This is a genomic window from Nocardia fodinahabitans (assembly GCF_052983615.1).
The window spans coordinates 2,021,172-2,037,023 of the sequence record NZ_JBRJJC010000001.1 but is presented as its reverse complement, the minus strand read 5'-3'; the positions used below and the strand labels follow the sequence as shown (position 1 = coordinate 2,037,023).

At 69.0% G+C, this 15,852-nt stretch carries 20 protein-coding genes; 7 read left to right on the top strand and 13 right to left on the bottom strand.

The annotated features are described in order from the left end of the window. Positions 1-164: 164 nt before the first annotated feature. Entirely contained in the window at positions 165-1,553 is a 1,389-nt protein-coding gene (locus NV348_RS09485) for a cystathionine beta-synthase (protein WP_447146709.1), read from the top strand. 43 nt (positions 1,554-1,596) lie between these two features. On the opposite strand, the gene erm is transcribed toward NV348_RS09485, so the two are convergent. The 4 genes from erm to NV348_RS09465 all read right to left on the bottom strand — a co-directional run bounded on the left by erm (position 1,597) and on the right by NV348_RS09465 (position 4,584). After that, positions 1,597-2,421 carry an ErmE/ErmH/ErmO/ErmR family 23S rRNA (adenine(2058)-N(6))-methyltransferase gene (gene erm / locus NV348_RS09480; protein WP_447146708.1) on the bottom strand — a complete coding sequence of 275 codons (825 nt, stop codon included), beginning with the start codon at positions 2,419-2,421 and terminating at the stop codon, positions 1,597-1,599. Between the two features lie 357 nt (positions 2,422-2,778). Then, positions 2,779-3,963: an FAD-dependent oxidoreductase gene (locus tag NV348_RS09475; protein ID WP_447146707.1), complete on the bottom strand. Its 1,185-nt coding sequence runs from the start codon at positions 3,961-3,963 to the stop codon at positions 2,779-2,781. After that, on the bottom strand, positions 3,960-4,196 hold the full coding sequence (locus NV348_RS09470) for a hypothetical protein (RefSeq protein ID WP_447146706.1): 237 nt from the start codon (positions 4,194-4,196) through the stop codon (positions 3,960-3,962). The genes NV348_RS09475 and NV348_RS09470 overlap by 4 nt, the downstream gene beginning before the upstream one ends. After that, on the bottom strand, positions 4,156-4,584 hold the full coding sequence (locus NV348_RS09465) for a helix-turn-helix domain-containing protein (protein WP_447146705.1): 429 nt from the start codon (positions 4,582-4,584) through the stop codon (positions 4,156-4,158). Before NV348_RS09465 ends, NV348_RS09470 begins: the two co-directional genes overlap by 41 nt. A gap of 221 nt (positions 4,585-4,805) precedes the next feature. On the opposite strand from NV348_RS09465, the gene NV348_RS09460 reads away from it, so the two are divergent. Then, positions 4,806-5,642 carry a mechanosensitive ion channel family protein gene (locus NV348_RS09460; protein WP_447146704.1) on the top strand — a complete coding sequence of 279 codons (837 nt, stop codon included), beginning with the start codon at positions 4,806-4,808 and terminating at the stop codon, positions 5,640-5,642. 50 nt (positions 5,643-5,692) lie between these two features. On the opposite strand, the gene NV348_RS09455 is transcribed toward NV348_RS09460, so the two are convergent. Beyond that, positions 5,693-5,965 carry a DUF6401 family natural product biosynthesis protein gene (locus tag NV348_RS09455; RefSeq protein WP_447146703.1) on the bottom strand — a complete coding sequence of 91 codons (273 nt, stop codon included), beginning with the start codon at positions 5,963-5,965 and terminating at the stop codon, positions 5,693-5,695. Positions 5,966-6,384: 419 nt separating this feature from the next. On the opposite strand from NV348_RS09455, the gene NV348_RS09450 reads away from it, so the two are divergent. Further along, positions 6,385-6,714 carry a hypothetical protein gene (locus tag NV348_RS09450; protein WP_447146702.1) on the top strand — a complete coding sequence of 110 codons (330 nt, stop codon included), beginning with the start codon at positions 6,385-6,387 and terminating at the stop codon, positions 6,712-6,714. 21 nt (positions 6,715-6,735) lie between these two features. Here the strand turns inward: NV348_RS09450 and NV348_RS09445 are convergent, their stop codons facing one another. After that, positions 6,736-7,917, bottom strand: coding sequence for an acyl-CoA dehydrogenase family protein (locus tag NV348_RS09445; RefSeq protein ID WP_447146701.1), 1,182 nt, complete (start codon positions 7,915-7,917; stop codon positions 6,736-6,738). Between the two features lie 99 nt (positions 7,918-8,016). Between NV348_RS09445 and NV348_RS09440 the strand changes: the two genes are divergently transcribed. Continuing rightward, positions 8,017-9,159: a cystathionine gamma-synthase gene (locus tag NV348_RS09440; protein ID WP_447146700.1), complete on the top strand. Its 1,143-nt coding sequence runs from the start codon at positions 8,017-8,019 to the stop codon at positions 9,157-9,159. A 93-nt stretch (positions 9,160-9,252) separates the two neighbouring features. On the opposite strand, the gene greA is transcribed toward NV348_RS09440, so the two are convergent. After that, positions 9,253-9,744, bottom strand: a complete 492-nt coding sequence (greA, locus tag NV348_RS09435; protein ID WP_447146699.1) for a transcription elongation factor GreA — start codon at positions 9,742-9,744, stop codon at positions 9,253-9,255. Positions 9,745-9,981: 237 nt separating this feature from the next. Then, a complete protein-coding gene (locus tag NV348_RS09430) occupies positions 9,982-10,440 on the bottom strand; it encodes a DUF4307 domain-containing protein (protein ID WP_447146698.1) in 459 nt (152 codons plus the stop codon). Positions 10,441-10,561: 121 nt separating this feature from the next. On the opposite strand from NV348_RS09430, the gene mca reads away from it, so the two are divergent. Then, positions 10,562-11,422 carry a mycothiol conjugate amidase Mca gene (gene mca / locus NV348_RS09425; protein ID WP_447150989.1) on the top strand — a complete coding sequence of 287 codons (861 nt, stop codon included), beginning with the start codon at positions 10,562-10,564 and terminating at the stop codon, positions 11,420-11,422. Beyond that, entirely contained in the window at positions 11,422-11,682 is a 261-nt protein-coding gene (locus NV348_RS09420; protein ID WP_447150988.1) for a hypothetical protein, read from the top strand. The genes mca and NV348_RS09420 overlap by 1 nt, the downstream gene beginning before the upstream one ends. Before the next feature lies 1 nt (position 11,683). Here the strand turns inward: NV348_RS09420 and NV348_RS09415 are convergent, their stop codons facing one another. Then, positions 11,684-11,857 (bottom strand): hypothetical protein, encoded by a 174-nt coding sequence (locus NV348_RS09415; RefSeq protein ID WP_447146697.1) that lies wholly within the window; start codon positions 11,855-11,857, stop codon positions 11,684-11,686. Between the two features lie 168 nt (positions 11,858-12,025). Between NV348_RS09415 and NV348_RS09410 the strand changes: the two genes are divergently transcribed. Continuing rightward, positions 12,026-12,661 carry a Uma2 family endonuclease gene (locus NV348_RS09410; protein ID WP_447146696.1) on the top strand — a complete coding sequence of 212 codons (636 nt, stop codon included), beginning with the start codon at positions 12,026-12,028 and terminating at the stop codon, positions 12,659-12,661. Between the two features lie 27 nt (positions 12,662-12,688). On the opposite strand, the gene NV348_RS09405 is transcribed toward NV348_RS09410, so the two are convergent. The 4 genes from NV348_RS09405 to NV348_RS09390 all read right to left on the bottom strand — a co-directional run bounded on the left by NV348_RS09405 (position 12,689) and on the right by NV348_RS09390 (position 15,821). Then, positions 12,689-13,087 (bottom strand): NUDIX hydrolase, encoded by a 399-nt coding sequence (locus NV348_RS09405; RefSeq protein WP_447146695.1) that lies wholly within the window; start codon positions 13,085-13,087, stop codon positions 12,689-12,691. Between the two features lie 10 nt (positions 13,088-13,097). Continuing rightward, positions 13,098-13,508, bottom strand: coding sequence for a hypothetical protein (locus NV348_RS09400; RefSeq protein ID WP_447146694.1), 411 nt, complete (start codon positions 13,506-13,508; stop codon positions 13,098-13,100). 34 nt (positions 13,509-13,542) lie between these two features. Further along, positions 13,543-14,343 (bottom strand): ethanolamine ammonia-lyase subunit EutC, encoded by an 801-nt coding sequence (gene eutC, locus NV348_RS09395; RefSeq protein WP_447146693.1) that lies wholly within the window; start codon positions 14,341-14,343, stop codon positions 13,543-13,545. A gap of 65 nt (positions 14,344-14,408) precedes the next feature. Beyond that, a complete protein-coding gene (locus NV348_RS09390; protein ID WP_447146692.1) occupies positions 14,409-15,821 on the bottom strand; it encodes an ethanolamine ammonia-lyase subunit EutB in 1,413 nt (470 codons plus the stop codon). Positions 15,822-15,852: the final 31 nt, after the last annotated feature.

The following is a 15,852-nucleotide window of genomic DNA, read 5'->3' as shown; positions in this document are numbered from 1 at the left end:
CCTGCCGCAAGTGCTCGGCTACGCTCGTGGCGGAAGAACAGATCTCGTAGGTACATGGGTAACTCGCCGGGTACGCCCAGACATGTCGGCAGGTGGACGCGAGTCCGAATGCCGACTTGGGTGGCACCTACGACCGGCAAACAACGCGGAGAGGCGGGTCAGCTATGCGTATCGCGGATCATGTCGTCGACCTCATCGGCAACACCCCGCTGGTTCGGCTGAACTCGGTGGTCGGTCCGAACGCGGGCCTGGTCGCCGCCAAGATCGAATACCTCAACCCGGGCGGCAGCTCCAAGGACCGGATCGCGGTCAAGATGATCGATGCCGCCGAAGAGGAAGGGCTGCTGAAGCCGGGCGGCACCATTGTCGAACCCACCTCGGGGAACACCGGTGTCGGTCTCGCGCTGGTCGCCCAGCAGCGCGGCTACAAGTGCGTGTTCGTCTGCCCGGACAAGGTCAGCGAGGACAAGCGCAACGTGCTGCGTGCCTACGGCGCCGAGGTCGTGGTCTGCCCGACCGCCGTGCCGCCGGAGCACCCGGACAGCTACTACAACGTCTCCGATCGCCTGGTCCGCGAGATCGAGGGCGCCTGGAAGCCCAACCAGTACGCCAACCCGGGCGGCCCGGACAGTCACTACGAGACCACCGGTCCCGAGATCTGGCGCGACACCGAAGGCAAGATCACCCACTTCGTCGCCGGCGTCGGCACCGGCGGCACCATCACCGGCACCGGCCGCTACCTCAAGGAGGTCTCGGGCGGCAAGGTGAAGATCATCGGCGCCGATCCCGAGGGCTCGGTGTACTCCGGCGGCACCGGTCGCCCGTACCTGGTCGAGGGTGTCGGCGAGGACTTCTGGCCCGCGGCCTACGACCCCACCATCCCGGACGAGATCATCGCCGTCTCCGACGCCGACTCCTTCGAGATGACCCGCCGCCTGGCCCGCGAGGAGGGCCTGCTGGTCGGTGGTTCCTGCGGCATGGCCGTGGTCGCCGCGATCGAGGTCGCCCGCCGCGATCCCGACGCCGTGGTCGTGGTGCTGCTGCCCGACGGTGGCCGCGGCTACCTGTCCAAGATCTTCAACGACAAGTGGATGAGCTCCTACGGCTTCCTCACCACCCCGCTCGAGGCCGGTCCGGAACCGCTCGTCGGCGACGTGCTGCGCGGCAAGTCGGGCGCGCTGCCCGACCTGGTGCACACCCATCCGTCGGAGACCCTGCGCGACGCCATCGAGATCCTGCGCGAGTACGGCGTCTCGCAGATGCCGGTCGTCGGCGCCGAACCGCCGGTGATGGCGGGCGAGGTCGCGGGCAGCGTCACCGAACGCGACCTGCTCTCGGCCGTCTTCGAGGGCCGCGCTCAGCTCACCGACTCGGTGGCCCAGCACATGAGCCCCTCGTTCCCGCTGATCGGCTCGGGCGAACCGCTGTCCACCGCCACCAAGGCCCTGTCCGACAGCGACGCCCTGATGGTCGTCGAGGACGGCAAGCCGGTCGGCGTCATCACCCGCCACGATCTCCTCGGCTTCCTCAGCACCGGCTCCATCGGCCACTGAGCCCGACGCCGCCCCGTGATGACGGGGCGGCATCGGCGCCCGGCTAGCGGGTGAGCGCGGAATGTAGCGCCACCCACTGTTCCGGGTGGACGTAGGCGACCACGGTGTCGCGGGCGATGCCCGCCTCGGCCAGGGCCGCGTCCACGCCCTGATACCGGGTGCGCAGCGAGGCCCGCACCGTGCCGCCGATTCCGGCGAATCCGGTGCGCACCAGTTCGGTGTAGGAATCCCGGTGGGCGACAAGCGGTTCCGGGCGACGGTCGATCCGCAGGATGGCGGAGTCGACGGCCGGGACCGGCCGGAAGCTGGTGCGGTGCACCTGTCCGTGCAGCCGCCAAGCGAACCACGGCCAGCTCGTCGCGGTCAGCAGACTCCATCGTCCGTAGTCGCCGGTGCGTTTGCGCGCGTATTCCCGCTGGGTGAGCAGGGTCGCCGAGGTGAGCGCCGGGGCGGCCAGGCACCAGTCGACGATCTCGGCCGTGACCGAGAACGGGATGTTCCCCACCACCGCGAACGGCGTGCGCGGTGCCTTCGCCTTGGTGAAATCGCCACGCACCACGCGGATTCCGCGCTCGGCTCGGGTCTGGGCCGAGAGCTTCGCCGCCAAGAGCGGATCGATCTCGTAGGCCGTGACCTGCGCGCCACGGCCGGCCAGCGCCCGCGTCAGCACGCCTTCGCCCGCGCCGGGTTCGAGCACGTCACCCGCCGGATCGGCGACCGTCACGATCGAGTCGACGGCGCTGTGATCCACCAGGAAGTTTTGGGAGAGCGTCCTTCTCGCGAGATCGCGCGAGGTCCGGCCACCGCTGTATCCGGTGACCTTGCGCTGAGTGTGTGAGTAGTTTCGGTGTGCAAAATCCTGCGCCACGGCAGTTGCCCCTTCGGGTCATCGAGTAGTGGAGAGCTCGATGGGCCCTGGGCGCGCCGGTGGACGCCGATGAGAGATCCGCGTCCGCTAGCGGGCCAGAGCCCGGGCGGAGCGGATGCGGATGAAAACGTTGCACGCGAACACGGAGGACATGCGGCCCACCCTAGGAATCGGGTGACCGGCGGCGCAACCGAATTTCAGCGCCTGGCACGGCTCGCGACTGGGCATGCGGCGGGGCGGACCTGGCCTGGGCCGATCCGATCGGCGCCGCACGGAATCGCATCGGTCCGACCGGCACTGGATCGGGTCGGTCGGACCGGAGCTGGATGGGCGTCGATCGGATCGGGTGAAGGCGGTTCAGGCGGGTTCGGTGCTCGGCCGGACGCCGGACCCCTTCCGTACCGCGGCGACCGCCGACGCGGCGGCAGTCAGGGCACTGTTGATCGAGATCTCGCCGCGCATCCCCGGCGCCGCGACCATGTCACCGGCCAGATACACCCCGTCGCCGCGGTCGATGGCCGGTCGGTCACGCCAGGTGGTGCCCGGCAGGTCGACCGCACCGGTGCGACCCTTCGCGGTCGAGGTCCGGTGGAACGTGCTGCGGGAGCGCCAGTCCGGGACGGTGGCCTCGGCGAGACGCTCGAGGCGACGGTGCGCATCGTCGCGGGATTCGTTGTCGCGCACCGGCATCTGGAGCTGGAACAGCGATTCGCCCGCGGGGGCGATCGTGTCGTCCTGGGCGGTGTAGCACTCGTGGAAGCCGCCCTCGTCCAGATCGAAGCAGACGAAACGATCGCGGCGGTCCTTCCGTACGCCCAGGTCGAGCAGTGCGGTGAAACCGCCGGTGCCACGCAGGGAGTCGTCGCCGAGGAGGCGGCGGGCGGAATCGAGATCGGTGGCGACGATGACCGGGCCGTCGGTCGGCAGCGCGTCCACGCGCGAACCGGTCTCGATGACGACGCCGAGTTCCCTCGCCCGCGAGATCATCCGATCGATCACCTGCTGCCACCCGCCGCGAATCCATCTGACACCGGGGATATGCAGGCCGAGTGCGCGCTGGAAAAGGTCCCAGACGAAGGCGGCCGAGAGCCTGCCCGTGTGCGCGTCGTAGGTGACGACGCTGATCGCGTTGGCGACCTGGGTGGCGGCGCGTTCACCCCACCGGTCGGCGGCCCACGTGTGGAAGTCGACGTCGACCGGGGCCCGCAGCCACTGGTGGGACTGGGCGCGCAGCATGCCGATCGGCGGCACCCGCCGCAGGCGTCCGTCGACCCGGAAGCCGACCTTCATGGCGTCGGTGATCCCGGGCCAGCCGAGCCCGGCAACGAATCCGCGTTCCTTCAACCAGGTGTAATGCGGGCCGTCAGCGTAGAAGACGTGCGCGCCCTCGTGGGCGACATGTGGTGGCGGGGTGGCCCGCCCGCGCCCGCCCAGCGTCTGGTGTGCCTCGTGCAGCCGCACCGGCACGCCGGTTTCCGCGACGGCGATCGCGGCCGTGAGGCCTGCCAGTCCGCCCCCGACCACGGTGATGGGTGTGTTCATCCTCGGTCCTCTCCCTCGGTACCCGCCCGGTCGAGCCGGGCGGCGATCATCTCTGCGGTGGCACGCAGGTAGCGGTCCTCGCCGATATTCGCCGGATGGCCGCCGTCGAAGATGTCGCGCATCATCCAGAAGTGCGCGAGCGCGCCGACCAGGACGGCGGCGGTGGCGTCCCAGTCCTGGTCACGCCCTCGGTCACCGGCGAGTTCGCTCAGTCCGCGGGTGACCGCGGCCATCACCACCGCGTACTCCTGCTGCCGGAACACTTCGAGCAGCTCGGCGGGGATCGAGTTGTCCCGCAACAGGATCCGGGTCACGTCGCGGTCGTGGTCGAGTCGCTCCAGGCCGATCCGGCACAGCGCGACGAGCTTGCCGACGAGGTCGCCGCCGGGCGGTGATCGAGTCCAGCGCAGCGGCGATGGAGAACTCCGGCGCCATGAACCGCTCCCACTCGCCGCGATCCTCGAGCCGGCTCGCCACGGCCCGCACCAGCAGTTCGTCCTTGGACTTGAAGTGCCGGTACAGCGCCCCCGATCCGCCGGACAGTCCCGCCGCCTGCTCGATCTGGGCGATCGAGGTCTTGGCGAACCCCTGTTCCCCGAACAGGCGCAAGGCCTCGGTCATGATCCGTTCCCGCGATGTCGGCGTCACATGCCCTCCGGTCGTAAGTAACCACTTACTTACACGATGGCCGAGAACGCGACAGGACGCAAGACCCGGTCTGACCGGCCCCTCGCCCCCGCCACGCCAAGAGCAAATTTCTCGCAAATCGACGATTCGGCTTCGGCGACTCGGGTATCCACCGACAGACGGGCATTCGGGTGGGACGAGCGAAAGGACGTGTTGTGGACAACTCCGTAATCGCGATCGATTTCCAGCAGGGTTTCACCGATGCCTGGAGTTCGGTCGCGCAATTCCTCCCCAAGCTGGCCGCGTTCGTCGCCATCCTGGTGATCGGCTGGATCATCGCGAAAGTGGTCGCCAAGATCGTCGACGCGGTGCTCGAACGCGTCGGGTTCGATCGGCTGGTCGAGCGCGGGCAGATCCAGAAGATGATGTCGCGCAGCAAATATGACGCCTCGGATCTACTGGCGAAGATCGCCTACTACGCCGTCCTGCTGATCGCGCTGCAGATCGGGTTCGGTGTCTTCGGCCCCAACCCGGTCAGTGATCTGCTCACCGGCATCGTGGCCTGGCTGCCGAAGGCGGCGGTGGCGATCGTGATCGTGGTGATCGCGGCGGCCATCGCGCACGCCGTGAGTGAGCTGGTCACCTCGGTGCTCGGCGGGCTGTCCTACGGCCGGATGCTCGGCCGGATCGCCGCGGTCTTCATCTGGGGTATCGGCATCATCGCCGCGCTCAACCAGATCGGCGTCGCGACCTCGGTGACCACGCCCATCCTGATCGCCGTGCTCGCTACCATCGGCGGCATCCTGGTGGTCGGTGTCGGCGGCGGCCTGGTCCGGCCCATGGAGCAGCGCTGGAACAGCTGGCTCGGCAATCTCGAGGCGGAGATGCCCGCGATGAAGGGCCACGCCGAGGCCTACCAGCGTGGGCGCGAAGACGCGGCGCGCGCGAGCGGGCAGGTCGCGCCCACCGAGGGCGCGCAGCAGTGGGTCACCCCCGGTGCGGGCTACCCGGAGCCGGGTCGCCAGGAGTGGGGTGGCGAAACGGCTCGCTGACCGACCGGCACCGGCGTTCCGTCACTGTCGCGGTGGCGGAGCGCCGGTGTTCAGGCCGGTTCGGCGTGCAGACAGACCGCGGCCAGGCGCAACTGCCACCAGTCGGCCGTGTGCCACGAGTGCGGGGCGGCAGGGAGCAGCGCCTCGGCGACCTGGTCGAGCAGCCCGCGCGCATAACCGGACAGCAGAATGGCGATCGGAATACGCGCCGATCCGTCGACGCCGAAAGCGAGAATGTCGCGAACGGCCGCGGCGTGCTGGTCGAGCTGAGCCGACAGGCCGGGGGCTCGCGCGGCAGCGGCCGCCGCGGGAACTCCGTACACGGTATTCAGTTGTCGCAGATTTCGACGTGCCGATAATTCGAGCAACGCGGGGCCGGGCGCAAACACCACCAAATGGTAACAATCCCGCGGATTCGGCCGACGGCTAACTCGGTGCTACCACGCATTCCGCTCGAATTGTGTCGAGCGCAACCATGGTTGAGCCCGCCTCCGCACTCGATCCGACCTGCTCCACCTCGATGAGGCCGGCGGATCGCCGAGGACGACAAGATCGGTGCGGTGTTCGCGGCCGACCTGCTCGGCGGCGACGTCGACCTGTCCGATCTCGATAGCCGGGGGTGTATCGCTGGTCGCGGGGTGCGGCGGAGTTGCGTCCACGGGGCGCCGGGAGGATTCTGGGCGGGTAGCATCGACTCGAGACAACTTCCAGCTAACCAGCACGGCGAGCGAAGGGGCCCGTAGTGGACGTCACCGAACCGGCCATCCAGCTGCTCGGCATGACCCCGGTATTTCCTGCTGTCGCAGGGTATTTGGCGCGCGAAGGCGTCGTCCGTTCGCTGCGACGGTCGCCGTACGCCCCGCTGCTCGGCCGGCTCGTCGCCGCGTTCGCCTGGGGTTGCGGTGGGTTGGCGTCGCTGACGGTGCTCGGCATCCCGGCAGCGATCACCGTTCCGATCGCGCTCACCGTCCTGACCGTCGTGGTCTCGATGCTGGCGATCGCCTTCGCCGGCGGCCTGATTCGGCCCGCGCCGGTCGCCGGGCGCGGGCCGGAGGTACCGGTCGGGCGTTGATCCCGACCGGCCCGGACCCGGCTACCGGAAGGCGTTCGCGTCGGTCAGCGCCTTGCCGATCACGAGCTGGTGCACCTCGGCGGTGCCCTCGTAGGTGAGCACCGACTCCAAGTTGTTCGCGTGTCGCAGCACCGGGTAGTCCAGCGTGATTCCGTTGGCGCCCAGGATGGTTCGGCACTCGCGGGCGATCGCGATGGCCTCTCGGGTGCTGTTCAGCTTGCCCGCGCTGATCTGCTCGCCGGTGATCTCGTGCCGGTCCTTCAACCGGCCCAGATGCAGCGCCAGCAACTGGCCCTTGCCGAGTTCCAGGGCCATGTCGGCCAGCTTGGCCTGGGTGAGCTGGTAGGCCGCCAGCGGCTTGTCGAACACCTCGCGGGTGCGCGCGTAGTCGATCGCCGACTCGAGGCAGTCCCGCGCCGCGCCCAGCGCGCCGAAGACGATGCCGAAGCGGGCCTCGCTCAGGCAGGCCAGTGGCGAGCTCAGGCCGCCCGACTCGGGCAGCACCGCGTCGGCGGGCAGTCGCACGTCGTCGAAATCCAGTGCGGCGGTGAGGGAAGCGCGCAGCGACAGCTTGCGGTGGAGCTCGCGGGTGGTGAAACCGGGGGTGCCTGCGGGTACCAGGAAGCCACGCACTCGCGGCTTGGCTTCGCCCGGCTCCTCGGCGTACGCCCAGACGACGGCGATATCGGCGACCGAGCCGTTGGTGATCCACATCTTGGACCCGTTGAGCACCCAGTCGTCACCGTCGCGCTTGGCTCTGGTGCGCATCCCGCCGGGGTTGGAGCCGTAGTCGGGCTCGGTGAGGCCGAAGCAGCCGATCAGCTCGCCGGCCGCCATCGCGGGCAGGTACTGCTGCTTGTGCTCCTCGGAGCCGAAGAAATGGATCGCGGTCATCGCCAGCGAGCCCTGCACCGAGACCATGCTGCGCACGCCGGAGTCGACCGCCTCGAGTTCCTGGCACGCCAGTCCGTAGGCGGTCGCCGACGCCCCGGCGCAGCCGTAGCCGTCCAGGTGCATGCCGAGCAGGCCGAGTTTGCCGAGTTCGGGCGCGATCTCCCTGGCCGGGAAGGTGCCGGCCTCGAACCAGTCGGCAATATGCGGGCGCAGCCTGCGCTCGCCGAAACGGGCCACCGTGTCGCGGATCTCGCGCTCCTCCGGGGAGAGCAACGGGTCGATCGCGAACAACTCTTCGACAGTCACCATGGCGCCAGCGTAGCCGCACGGTCAGCGGGGAATCCGGCACTTGGTACACCGCGAATACCCCTGCGCACGACCCCGAAACCGGCCAACTAGTCTGAGGCCATGAGTGAGCTGGGATTCTCGACCAGGGCCATCCACGCCGGATATGAACCCGATCCTCAGACCGGTGCGGTCAACGTGCCCATCTACGCGAGCTCCACCTTCGCCCAGGACGGCGTCGGCGGCATGCGCGGCGGTTACGAATACGCGCGCACCGGCAACCCGACGCGCACCGCCCTGGAAGGCAACCTCGCCGCCCTCGAATCGGGCGGTTTCGCGCGGGCCTTCGCCTCCGGCATGGCGGCCACCGACTGCGCGCTGCGCGCCACCCTGCGTCCCGGCGATCACATCGTGATCCCCGACGACGCCTACGGCGGCACCTTCCGGCTCATCGACAAGGTCTTCAGCCAGTGGGGCATCGAGCACTCGCCCGCCCACATCGCCGACCTCGACGCGGTGCGCGCGGCCATCCGCCCCAACACCAAGCTGGTGTGGATCGAGACCCCGACCAACCCGCTGCTCAGCATCGGTGACATCCCCGCGCTGGCCGACATCGCGCACGAGGCCGACGCGAAGCTGGTCGTCGACAACACCTTCGCCACCCCGTACCTGCAGCAGCCGCTGCTGCTCGGCGCCGACATCGTCGTGCACTCGACCACCAAGTACCTGGGTGGTCACTCCGACGTCGTCGGCGGTGCGCTGATCACCAACAGCGAGGAACTCGACACCGCGTTCGCGTTCCTGCAGAACGGCGCCGGCGCGGTACCGGGCCCGTTCGACGCCTTCCTCACCCTGCGCGGCATCAAGACGCTGGCCGTGCGGATGGAGAAGCACTGCGACAACGCCGAGGTGATCGCGGAGTTCCTGACCAACCACCCGGCCATCTCGCAGGTGATCTACCCGGGCCTGCCGACCCACCCGGGCTACGAGATCGCGCAGAAGCAGATGCGTCGCAGCGGCGGCATGATCTCGGTGCGGCTGGCCGGTGGCCGCGAGGCCGCGCTGAAGTTCTGCTCGCGCACCGAGATCTTCACCCTGGCCGAGTCGCTGGGCGGCATCGAGTCGCTCATCGAGCACCCGGGCGCGATGACCCACGCCAGCACCGAGGGCTCGGCGCTGGAGGTCCCCGCCGACCTGGTGCGGCTCTCGGTCGGTATCGAGGACATCAGCGATCTGCTCGCCGATGTCGAGCAGGCGCTGAGCTGACCGGGTCCACAGATGACGAAGCGGCCGCATCCGATGTTCGGGTGCGGCCGCTCGCGTTCGGGTTCGGGTGGTGCGGGCTCGGTCCGGCCGGAATCAGCCGTGGTACGGCTCGGCGCTGACCAGCGTCACCTTCATGGTGTTGCCGTTGGGCAGCGTGTACTCGCGGGTCTCGCCCACCTTGGCGTCGATCAGCGCGCCGCCCAGCGGGGAGTTCGGCGAGTAGGTCTCGAGGTTGGTGGCGCCCAGGCCCTCTTCGCGCGTCGCGATCAGGAAGGTCTCGGTGTCGTCGTCGTCGCCGTCGTAGTAGACGGTGACGACCGAACCCGGCAGAGCCACACCGGACTTGGTGGGGGCGACGCCGACCTTGGCGTTGTTCAGCAGCTCCTGCAGCTGGCGGATCCGCGCCTCCTGCTGGCCCTGCTCCTCACGCGCGGCGTGGTAGCCGCCGTTCTCCTTGAGGTCGCCCTCTTCGCGGCGCTCGTTGATCTCGGCGGCAATGACCGGACGATTGGCAATGAGCGAGTCGAGCTCGCCCTTGAGCCTGTCGTGCGACTCCTGGGTAAGCCAGGTCACATTCTCGGTCATCTCGATCACTCCCTAGTAGTTGTTCCCGGCGCACCGGGATTCCCTGAAACCGGCGCCAGACCCTCCGGGGGAGGGCATGCACCAGCCCGACGGCTGGAGCGATCCTGGGGGTGAACCCGTTACCCGGAAACAGCACCGCTGGCCGCCAATGCAGCAAACACGGCTCCGAGCCCCGGAACCGTGTATCAGGCTATTTTAGCATGTCTCATAAATAGGCAGGTCAGGCTAGGCGTGCCGCTATTCCACGCGCAGATAGCCCGGCACCTGCTCGGTGCAGCCGTAGATATCGCCCGCCGACGGACGCGCGGAGGACTTGACCGTGGTGGTCACCTGGACGCTGGTCGAGTCCGATCCGGGGACGAGTACCTCACGCCTGCCGACCTCGGCGCTGTCGCGATCCATGGCGCGCACGAAGCAGACGACGGGTTGCTCGGGGTTGTCCCGGGTGACCTTCATCCGCACCGTCAGCGTCGAGTCGTCGACGACCACGTAGCCGAGCTGCTCGGTCTCGATCGCCTTCGGGCCGTACTTCTGGAACCCGAGGTAGGCCACGCCGAGCCCGGCGGCCAGCACGCCGATCCCGAGCACCACCAGCAGCCACGTCCGACGCGCCGGGGGCTTTGTGCCGTAACGGTCGGCGTGTCGGGCTGCGGCGGCGGCCGAGGTCGCCGCGGAGTCCGGTGCGGGCTCGGTCATCGGTTTCTCGCTCCCGGGGGTGGTCGGAACAAACGGGGGGTCGGATGGAACTATAGGGAACGAAGTTCTGACACCCGCGAGCGAGAGCGATGGTGAACGAGACGTGAGTGGCCTTCGCCTCATGGCGGTGCACGCACACCCCGACGACGAATCGAGCAAGGGCGCCGCGACCATGGCCAGGTACGCGGCCGAGGGCGTCGACGTCCTGGTCGTGACGTTGACCGGTGGTGAACGCGGCAGCATCCTCAACCCCGCGATGGACACCCCCGGTGTCCTGGATCGGATCGAGGAGGTCCGGCGCGAGGAGATGGCCGCGGCCGCCCACGCGCTCGGCGTGCGCCAGCACTGGCTCGGGTTCGTCGACTCCGGCCTGCCCGAGGGCGACCCGCTGCCGCCGCTGCCCGAGGGCTGCTTCGCGCTGGTGCCGCTCGAGGAGTCGACCGAGGCGCTGGTGCGGGTCGTGCGCGAGTTCAAGCCGCACGTGATCACCACCTACGACGAGAACGGCGGCTACCCGCACCCGGACCACATCCGGTGCCACGAGGTGTCGGTGGCCGCGTACGAGACGGCGGGCGATCCGGCGAAGTTCCCCGCGGCGGGGGAGCCGTGGACGCCGCTCAAGCTGTACTACGACCACGGCTTCAGCATGAAGCGCCTGGAGGCCTTCGCCGAGGAGTACGAGCGCATCGGCGAACCGTTTCCGCTGCAGGAGTGGCTGGACCGGATGAAGCAGTACAAGCGCGGCGACTCGTGGGGCCGGGTCACCACTCAGATCGAATGCTCCAAATACTTCCCCCAGCGTGACGACGCCCTGCGCGCGCACGCGACCCAGATCGATCCGAACGGGGCGTTCTTCGCGATCCCGTTGGAGATGCAACAGCGGCTCTGGCCGACCGAGGAGTTCGAATTGGCCAAGACGAGGGTGAGCACCGCCATCCCGGAGACCGACCTGTTCGCCGGCATCGAGGACGCCGACCGGTGATGTTGGTCTACCTCGCTCAGAACACCCCGACCGGACCCGAGTTCGGCAAGGCGTCGCCGCTCGGCCTGCTGGTCATCCTGATCCTGCTGGCGGGCACCGTGCTGCTCGTGCGCTCGATGAACAAGCACCTCAAGGGCCTGCCCGAGACATTCGAGCCCGAGCACCCGGAACCGGACCAGAAGGCGGACGAGGGCACCGAACCAGGCGCCATCGAGCCGGAATCCGGCGATGGCGCTCCCAAGGCCCCGAAATCCGACTGAGTTAGGGCAGCTGCGCGATATCGGTCACCAGCTCGCCGACCAGATCCCTGGCGGCGGCCGCGTGCTCGGCCAGCTGCCGTGGCGCACCGGTCGCGCTGAGCTCGATCATCTTGTTCATCAACCCGAAGATGACCACGAGCCTGCGCAGGGCGGCCCTGCGCTCGGCCACGGTCAACTCGGCACTGTGGTTCAACTCTGTCCCCGTCACATGAGAGTGATCGGCCCACCGCCTCACAACGTTTCGCAGAAACCCGTTGACGTGGGACTACCTGTCGGAGGGCAGTGTCGGTCCGGTTCGGTTCATGCCGTTCGATCGGTCGTCGGTACGGCTACTGTTGGTCCGGTGAGTGAGGCATATGACTGGTCGTGGCTGCGCGCCGGTGTCCCCGAGATCGACATGGACACGTACCTGGCGATGCCCGACGACCTCTCGAGGGTGATCGAGGTCAAGGATGGCTTACCAGTGCACTGTGAGTCGCCTTCGCCCAACCACATCGCCATCACCGACGCGATCAAGCAGTCCCTGCGCGAGGCCGTCAGGAAACGCGGCAGCGGGCAACCCTGCCTGAAGGCCAGCGGTGAGCTGGACATGCTGGTCTCCGAGGTGCCCTTCAACTTCCGGCGCCCGGACGCCATCGTGTATCGCTGTATCGACGATCCGCGGGACAAGTGGAAGACCAAACCGACGGCAGGCGATACCCTCCTCGTCGTCGAAGTGGTTTCACCGGCGACGGTCACCGCCGATTGCGTGGACAAGCGCGCCGAGTACGCGCGCCTCGGCATCGAGCAGTACTGGATCGTCCGCATGGAGAACAACGACGGCCGCGTCAAGTCCATCGAGATACTGCGCCTGAACACCTCGGGCGTCTACGTCACCACCGAGACCAGGTTCCGTTCCCACAGCCCGATCGCGGTGGCGATCACCGATCCACTCGACGTCGGGATCACCTGGGATGCCCTCGACGCGGACCTCGACTGAGATCTCAGGGGCGAGTCCCGGCGTTGCTCACCAATCGATGAGGTCGAGTTCGTGGAGGCGGCGGAAGACCATCATGGAGCCGGGGGCCACGTGGTCCATGGCGGCGTATTCGCTGCCGGTGAAGTAGCGGAATTCGGCGATTTCGCCGGTGGCGTGGGGTTCGCCGGTGAAGTCGGCGAGGAAACAGGTCATGTGCAGGCCGGTGTTGCGGCCGTGGCCGAAGGCCTCGGCCTCGAAGATGCCGAGTTCGGCGACGCCGGACAGCCCGACGCCGAGTTCTTCCTCGATCTCGCGATGTAGCGCCTCTAAGGGGGTTTCGCCCGGATCGATCTTGCCGCCCGCCATGTAGAAGACGTCCTTGCCTTCCGGGCGCGTCTGGATCAGCCTGCGGTCGCGGACATGGGCGAGGGCGGCGGTGCGGATCATGGGGATCACTCTAGGGAGAGATCGGCTCCCGCTCTCGCCGAACGGGGTGGCGCAGGATCGTCCGTGTCGCGTCCGGGGCGGTGCGGCGCACGATCATGTCCGCGGTCACCGTCTCCGGCATGCGGATCAACAGCTTCCAGTGCCATTCGTCGCGGGGAACGGTGAGCGGCGGCAGGTCCGATTCCACCCACCACAGGCCCTCGAGCTCGGGCACCACGAAATCGTTCCCGGCGGCCTTGGCCTGCTTCTTCGCGCCGTAGGCCGCGCGGTACAGCGACTCGACGGCCGCGGCGTAGGCGGGTCCGCTGGGTGCGCCCCGGCCGGGCGCGGTCAGGTACGAGTACGTCGGGAAGGTGCGCAGGACGGGGTCGGCCGGGGCGGTGTAGTAGGGCCGGTCGGTCTTGGCCAGGTCCAGTTTCATGGCACCCAGCGTGAACTCTCCAGCGTGGGGAGAGTCAAGGTCCGTCGATGGTCAGCGTGTCGGGGGCGGTGAGGGCGCCGGTGCGCGAGGTGTCCTTGAGGTCGACACCCGAACGGCCGAGCTTGCGCGCGCCCGCCACCAGCCCCGCCACGACGCGGGCGGCGTCGAGGTAGGTGAGGCCGTCGGGCGGGTGGATGTTGGAGATGCAGTTGCGTTCGGCGTCGGCGCGGCCGGGTCGCGGGGCATGGGTGAGGTAGATGCCGAGGCTGTCGGCGACCGAGAGACCGGGGCGTTCCCCGATGATCACCAGGACGGTCCGCACGCCCATCGCCGCGGCGATGTGGTCGCCGAGGGCGACGCGGGCCTGGGTGGCGATCACCGGCGGGGCCAGGGTGTAGCGGTCGGTGAGCTCCTCGACGAGCGCGGCGAGCAGGCCCGCCGCGTGGTCGGTGAGCGCGCGCGGGGACAGCCCGTCGGCGAGCACGAAACCGATATCGGCACCGTGGTTTTCGATGCCGGACAGGTCGGCGGGCAGTCTGCCGAGGTCGGGTCGGCGCAGGTACTCCGAGCGGTCGGCGGCCATGCTGGTCACCGTCACGGGGTGACCCAGTCCCATGCTCGCGATCTGTTCGGTGAAGATGTCCACGTCGAGCGGGACGTGCACCGCGTCGCGCGCGGCGGCGTGCGCGGCCCGCAATGCCAGGACCTCGGTGGTGGGCAGGGCGTCACCGGTGCGGCCGAGCCCGATCCTGGCCTGGGTGTTGCGCCGCAGGTCGCGCCAGAACTCCTGGGCCACCGCGGCTTCGGCCCGCTCGTCCGGTGTCTGCTCGCCCACGGCGTGTCCTCTCGGCTCGGTCTTCGATCGCACGATGCGCAGCACGGGTTTCGTCGCAGCGGGTTTCATCGGTTCGCCGCCAGGGCGCGCAGCGGTGACGACAGCGGCGCCACCTGGCGGATCCGGCCGTTGGCGTCGAGCATGCCGAGCCCGGACAGCCAGGCCTCGAATTCCGGTGCGGGGCGCAGGTTCAGCACCTGCCGCGCGTAGAGCGCGTCGTGGAAACTGAGGCTCTGGTAGCCGAGCATCACGTCGTCGGCGCCCGGCACCGCGATGACGAAGGCGCAGCCCGCCGCCCCCAGCAGGGTGAGCAGGGTGTCCATGTCGTCCTGGTCGGCCTCGGCGTGGTTGGTGTAGCAGACGTCGACGCCCATCGGCAGGCCGAGCAGCTTGCCACAGAAGTGGTCCTCGAGCCCGGCTCGGATGATCTGCTTGCCGTCGTAGAGGTATTCGGGCCCGATGAACCCGACGACCGTGTTGACCAGCAGCGGTCGCAGATCCCGGGCGACGGCGTAGGCGCGCGCCTCGAGGGTCTGCTGGTCCACCGGCCGATCACCCACGCCCAGATGGGCATTCGCGCTCAGCGCCGACCCCTGCCCGGTCTCCAAGTACATCACGTTGTCGCCGACGGTGCCGCGCCCGAGCGAGCGCCCGGCCTCGTTGCCCTCGCGCAGCAGCGAAAGGTTCACGCCGAAGCCGGAATTGGCGCCCTCGGTACCCGCCACCGACTGGAACACCAGATCCACCGGCGCGCCCGCCTCGATCAGGCCGATGGTCGTGGTGACGTGGGAGAGCACGCACGACTGGGTCGGGATGTCGAAGCGCAGGCGGACCTCGTCGAGCAGGTGCAGCAGATCGGCGGTGGCCTGGGGCGAGTCGGTGGCCGGGTTGATGCCGATCACGGCGTCGCCGCAGCCGAGCAGGAGCCCGTCCAGGGTGGCGGCCGCGATCCCGCGCGGATCATCGGTCGGATGGTTGGGTTGCAGGCGGGTGCTCAACCGGCCGGGCAGGCCGATGGTGGTGCGGAAGCCCGCGGTCACCACGGTCGCCTTGGCGACGGCGATCAGATCCTGATTACGCATGATCTTGCTGACCGCCGCCACCATCTCCGGGGTCAGTCCCGGCGACACCGCGGCCAGCGTCGCCGCCGCGGTGTCGGTGGCGGCGACCGCGAGCAGCCAGTCGCGCAGCCCGCCGACGGTGAGGTGCGCGATCGGGGCGAACGCGGTCCGGTCGTGGCTGTCGATGATCAGCCGGGTGACCTCGTCGGTCTCGTACGGCACCACCACCTCGCTGAGGAAGGTGGTCAGCGGTACGTCGGCCAGCGCCCACTGCGCGGCCGCCCGTTCGGCATCGGTCGCGGCGGCGCAGCCGGCCAGCTGGTCGCCGCTGCGTTCGGGGGTCGCCTTGGCCAGCAGATCGACCAGACCGTCGAACGTGTAGGTCGTGGCGCCGACGGAACTGCGGTACACGGTCATCGGGTGCGGCCTCCTTTCGCGGGTTCGGTGC

Coding starts and splice junctions, on each gene's coding strand:
- NV348_RS09485 (WP_447146709.1), top strand. CDS start 165: ATGCGTATCGCGGATCATGTCGTCGACCTCATCGGCAACACCCCGCTG.
- NV348_RS09475 (WP_447146707.1), bottom strand. CDS start 3,963: ATGAACACACCCATCACCGTGGTCGGGGGCGGACTGGCAGGCCTCACG.
- NV348_RS09470 (WP_447146706.1), bottom strand. CDS start 4,196: ATGGCCGCGGTCACCCGCGGACTGAGCGAACTCGCCGGTGACCGAGGG.
- NV348_RS09465 (WP_447146705.1), bottom strand. CDS start 4,584: ATGACCGAGGCCTTGCGCCTGTTCGGGGAACAGGGGTTCGCCAAGACC.
- NV348_RS09445 (WP_447146701.1), bottom strand. CDS start 7,917: ATGGTGACTGTCGAAGAGTTGTTCGCGATCGACCCGTTGCTCTCCCCG.
- NV348_RS09440 (WP_447146700.1), top strand. CDS start 8,017: ATGAGTGAGCTGGGATTCTCGACCAGGGCCATCCACGCCGGATATGAA.
- greA (WP_447146699.1), bottom strand. CDS start 9,744: ATGACCGAGAATGTGACCTGGCTTACCCAGGAGTCGCACGACAGGCTC.
- NV348_RS09430 (WP_447146698.1), bottom strand. CDS start 10,440: ATGACCGAGCCCGCACCGGACTCCGCGGCGACCTCGGCCGCCGCCGCA.
- mca (WP_447150989.1), top strand. CDS start 10,562: ATGGCGGTGCACGCACACCCCGACGACGAATCGAGCAAGGGCGCCGCG.
- NV348_RS09420 (WP_447150988.1), top strand. CDS start 11,422: ATGTTGGTCTACCTCGCTCAGAACACCCCGACCGGACCCGAGTTCGGC.
- NV348_RS09405 (WP_447146695.1), bottom strand. CDS start 13,087: ATGATCCGCACCGCCGCCCTCGCCCATGTCCGCGACCGCAGGCTGATC.
- NV348_RS09400 (WP_447146694.1), bottom strand. CDS start 13,508: ATGAAACTGGACCTGGCCAAGACCGACCGGCCCTACTACACCGCCCCG.
- NV348_RS09390 (WP_447146692.1), bottom strand. CDS start 15,821: ATGACCGTGTACCGCAGTTCCGTCGGCGCCACGACCTACACGTTCGAC.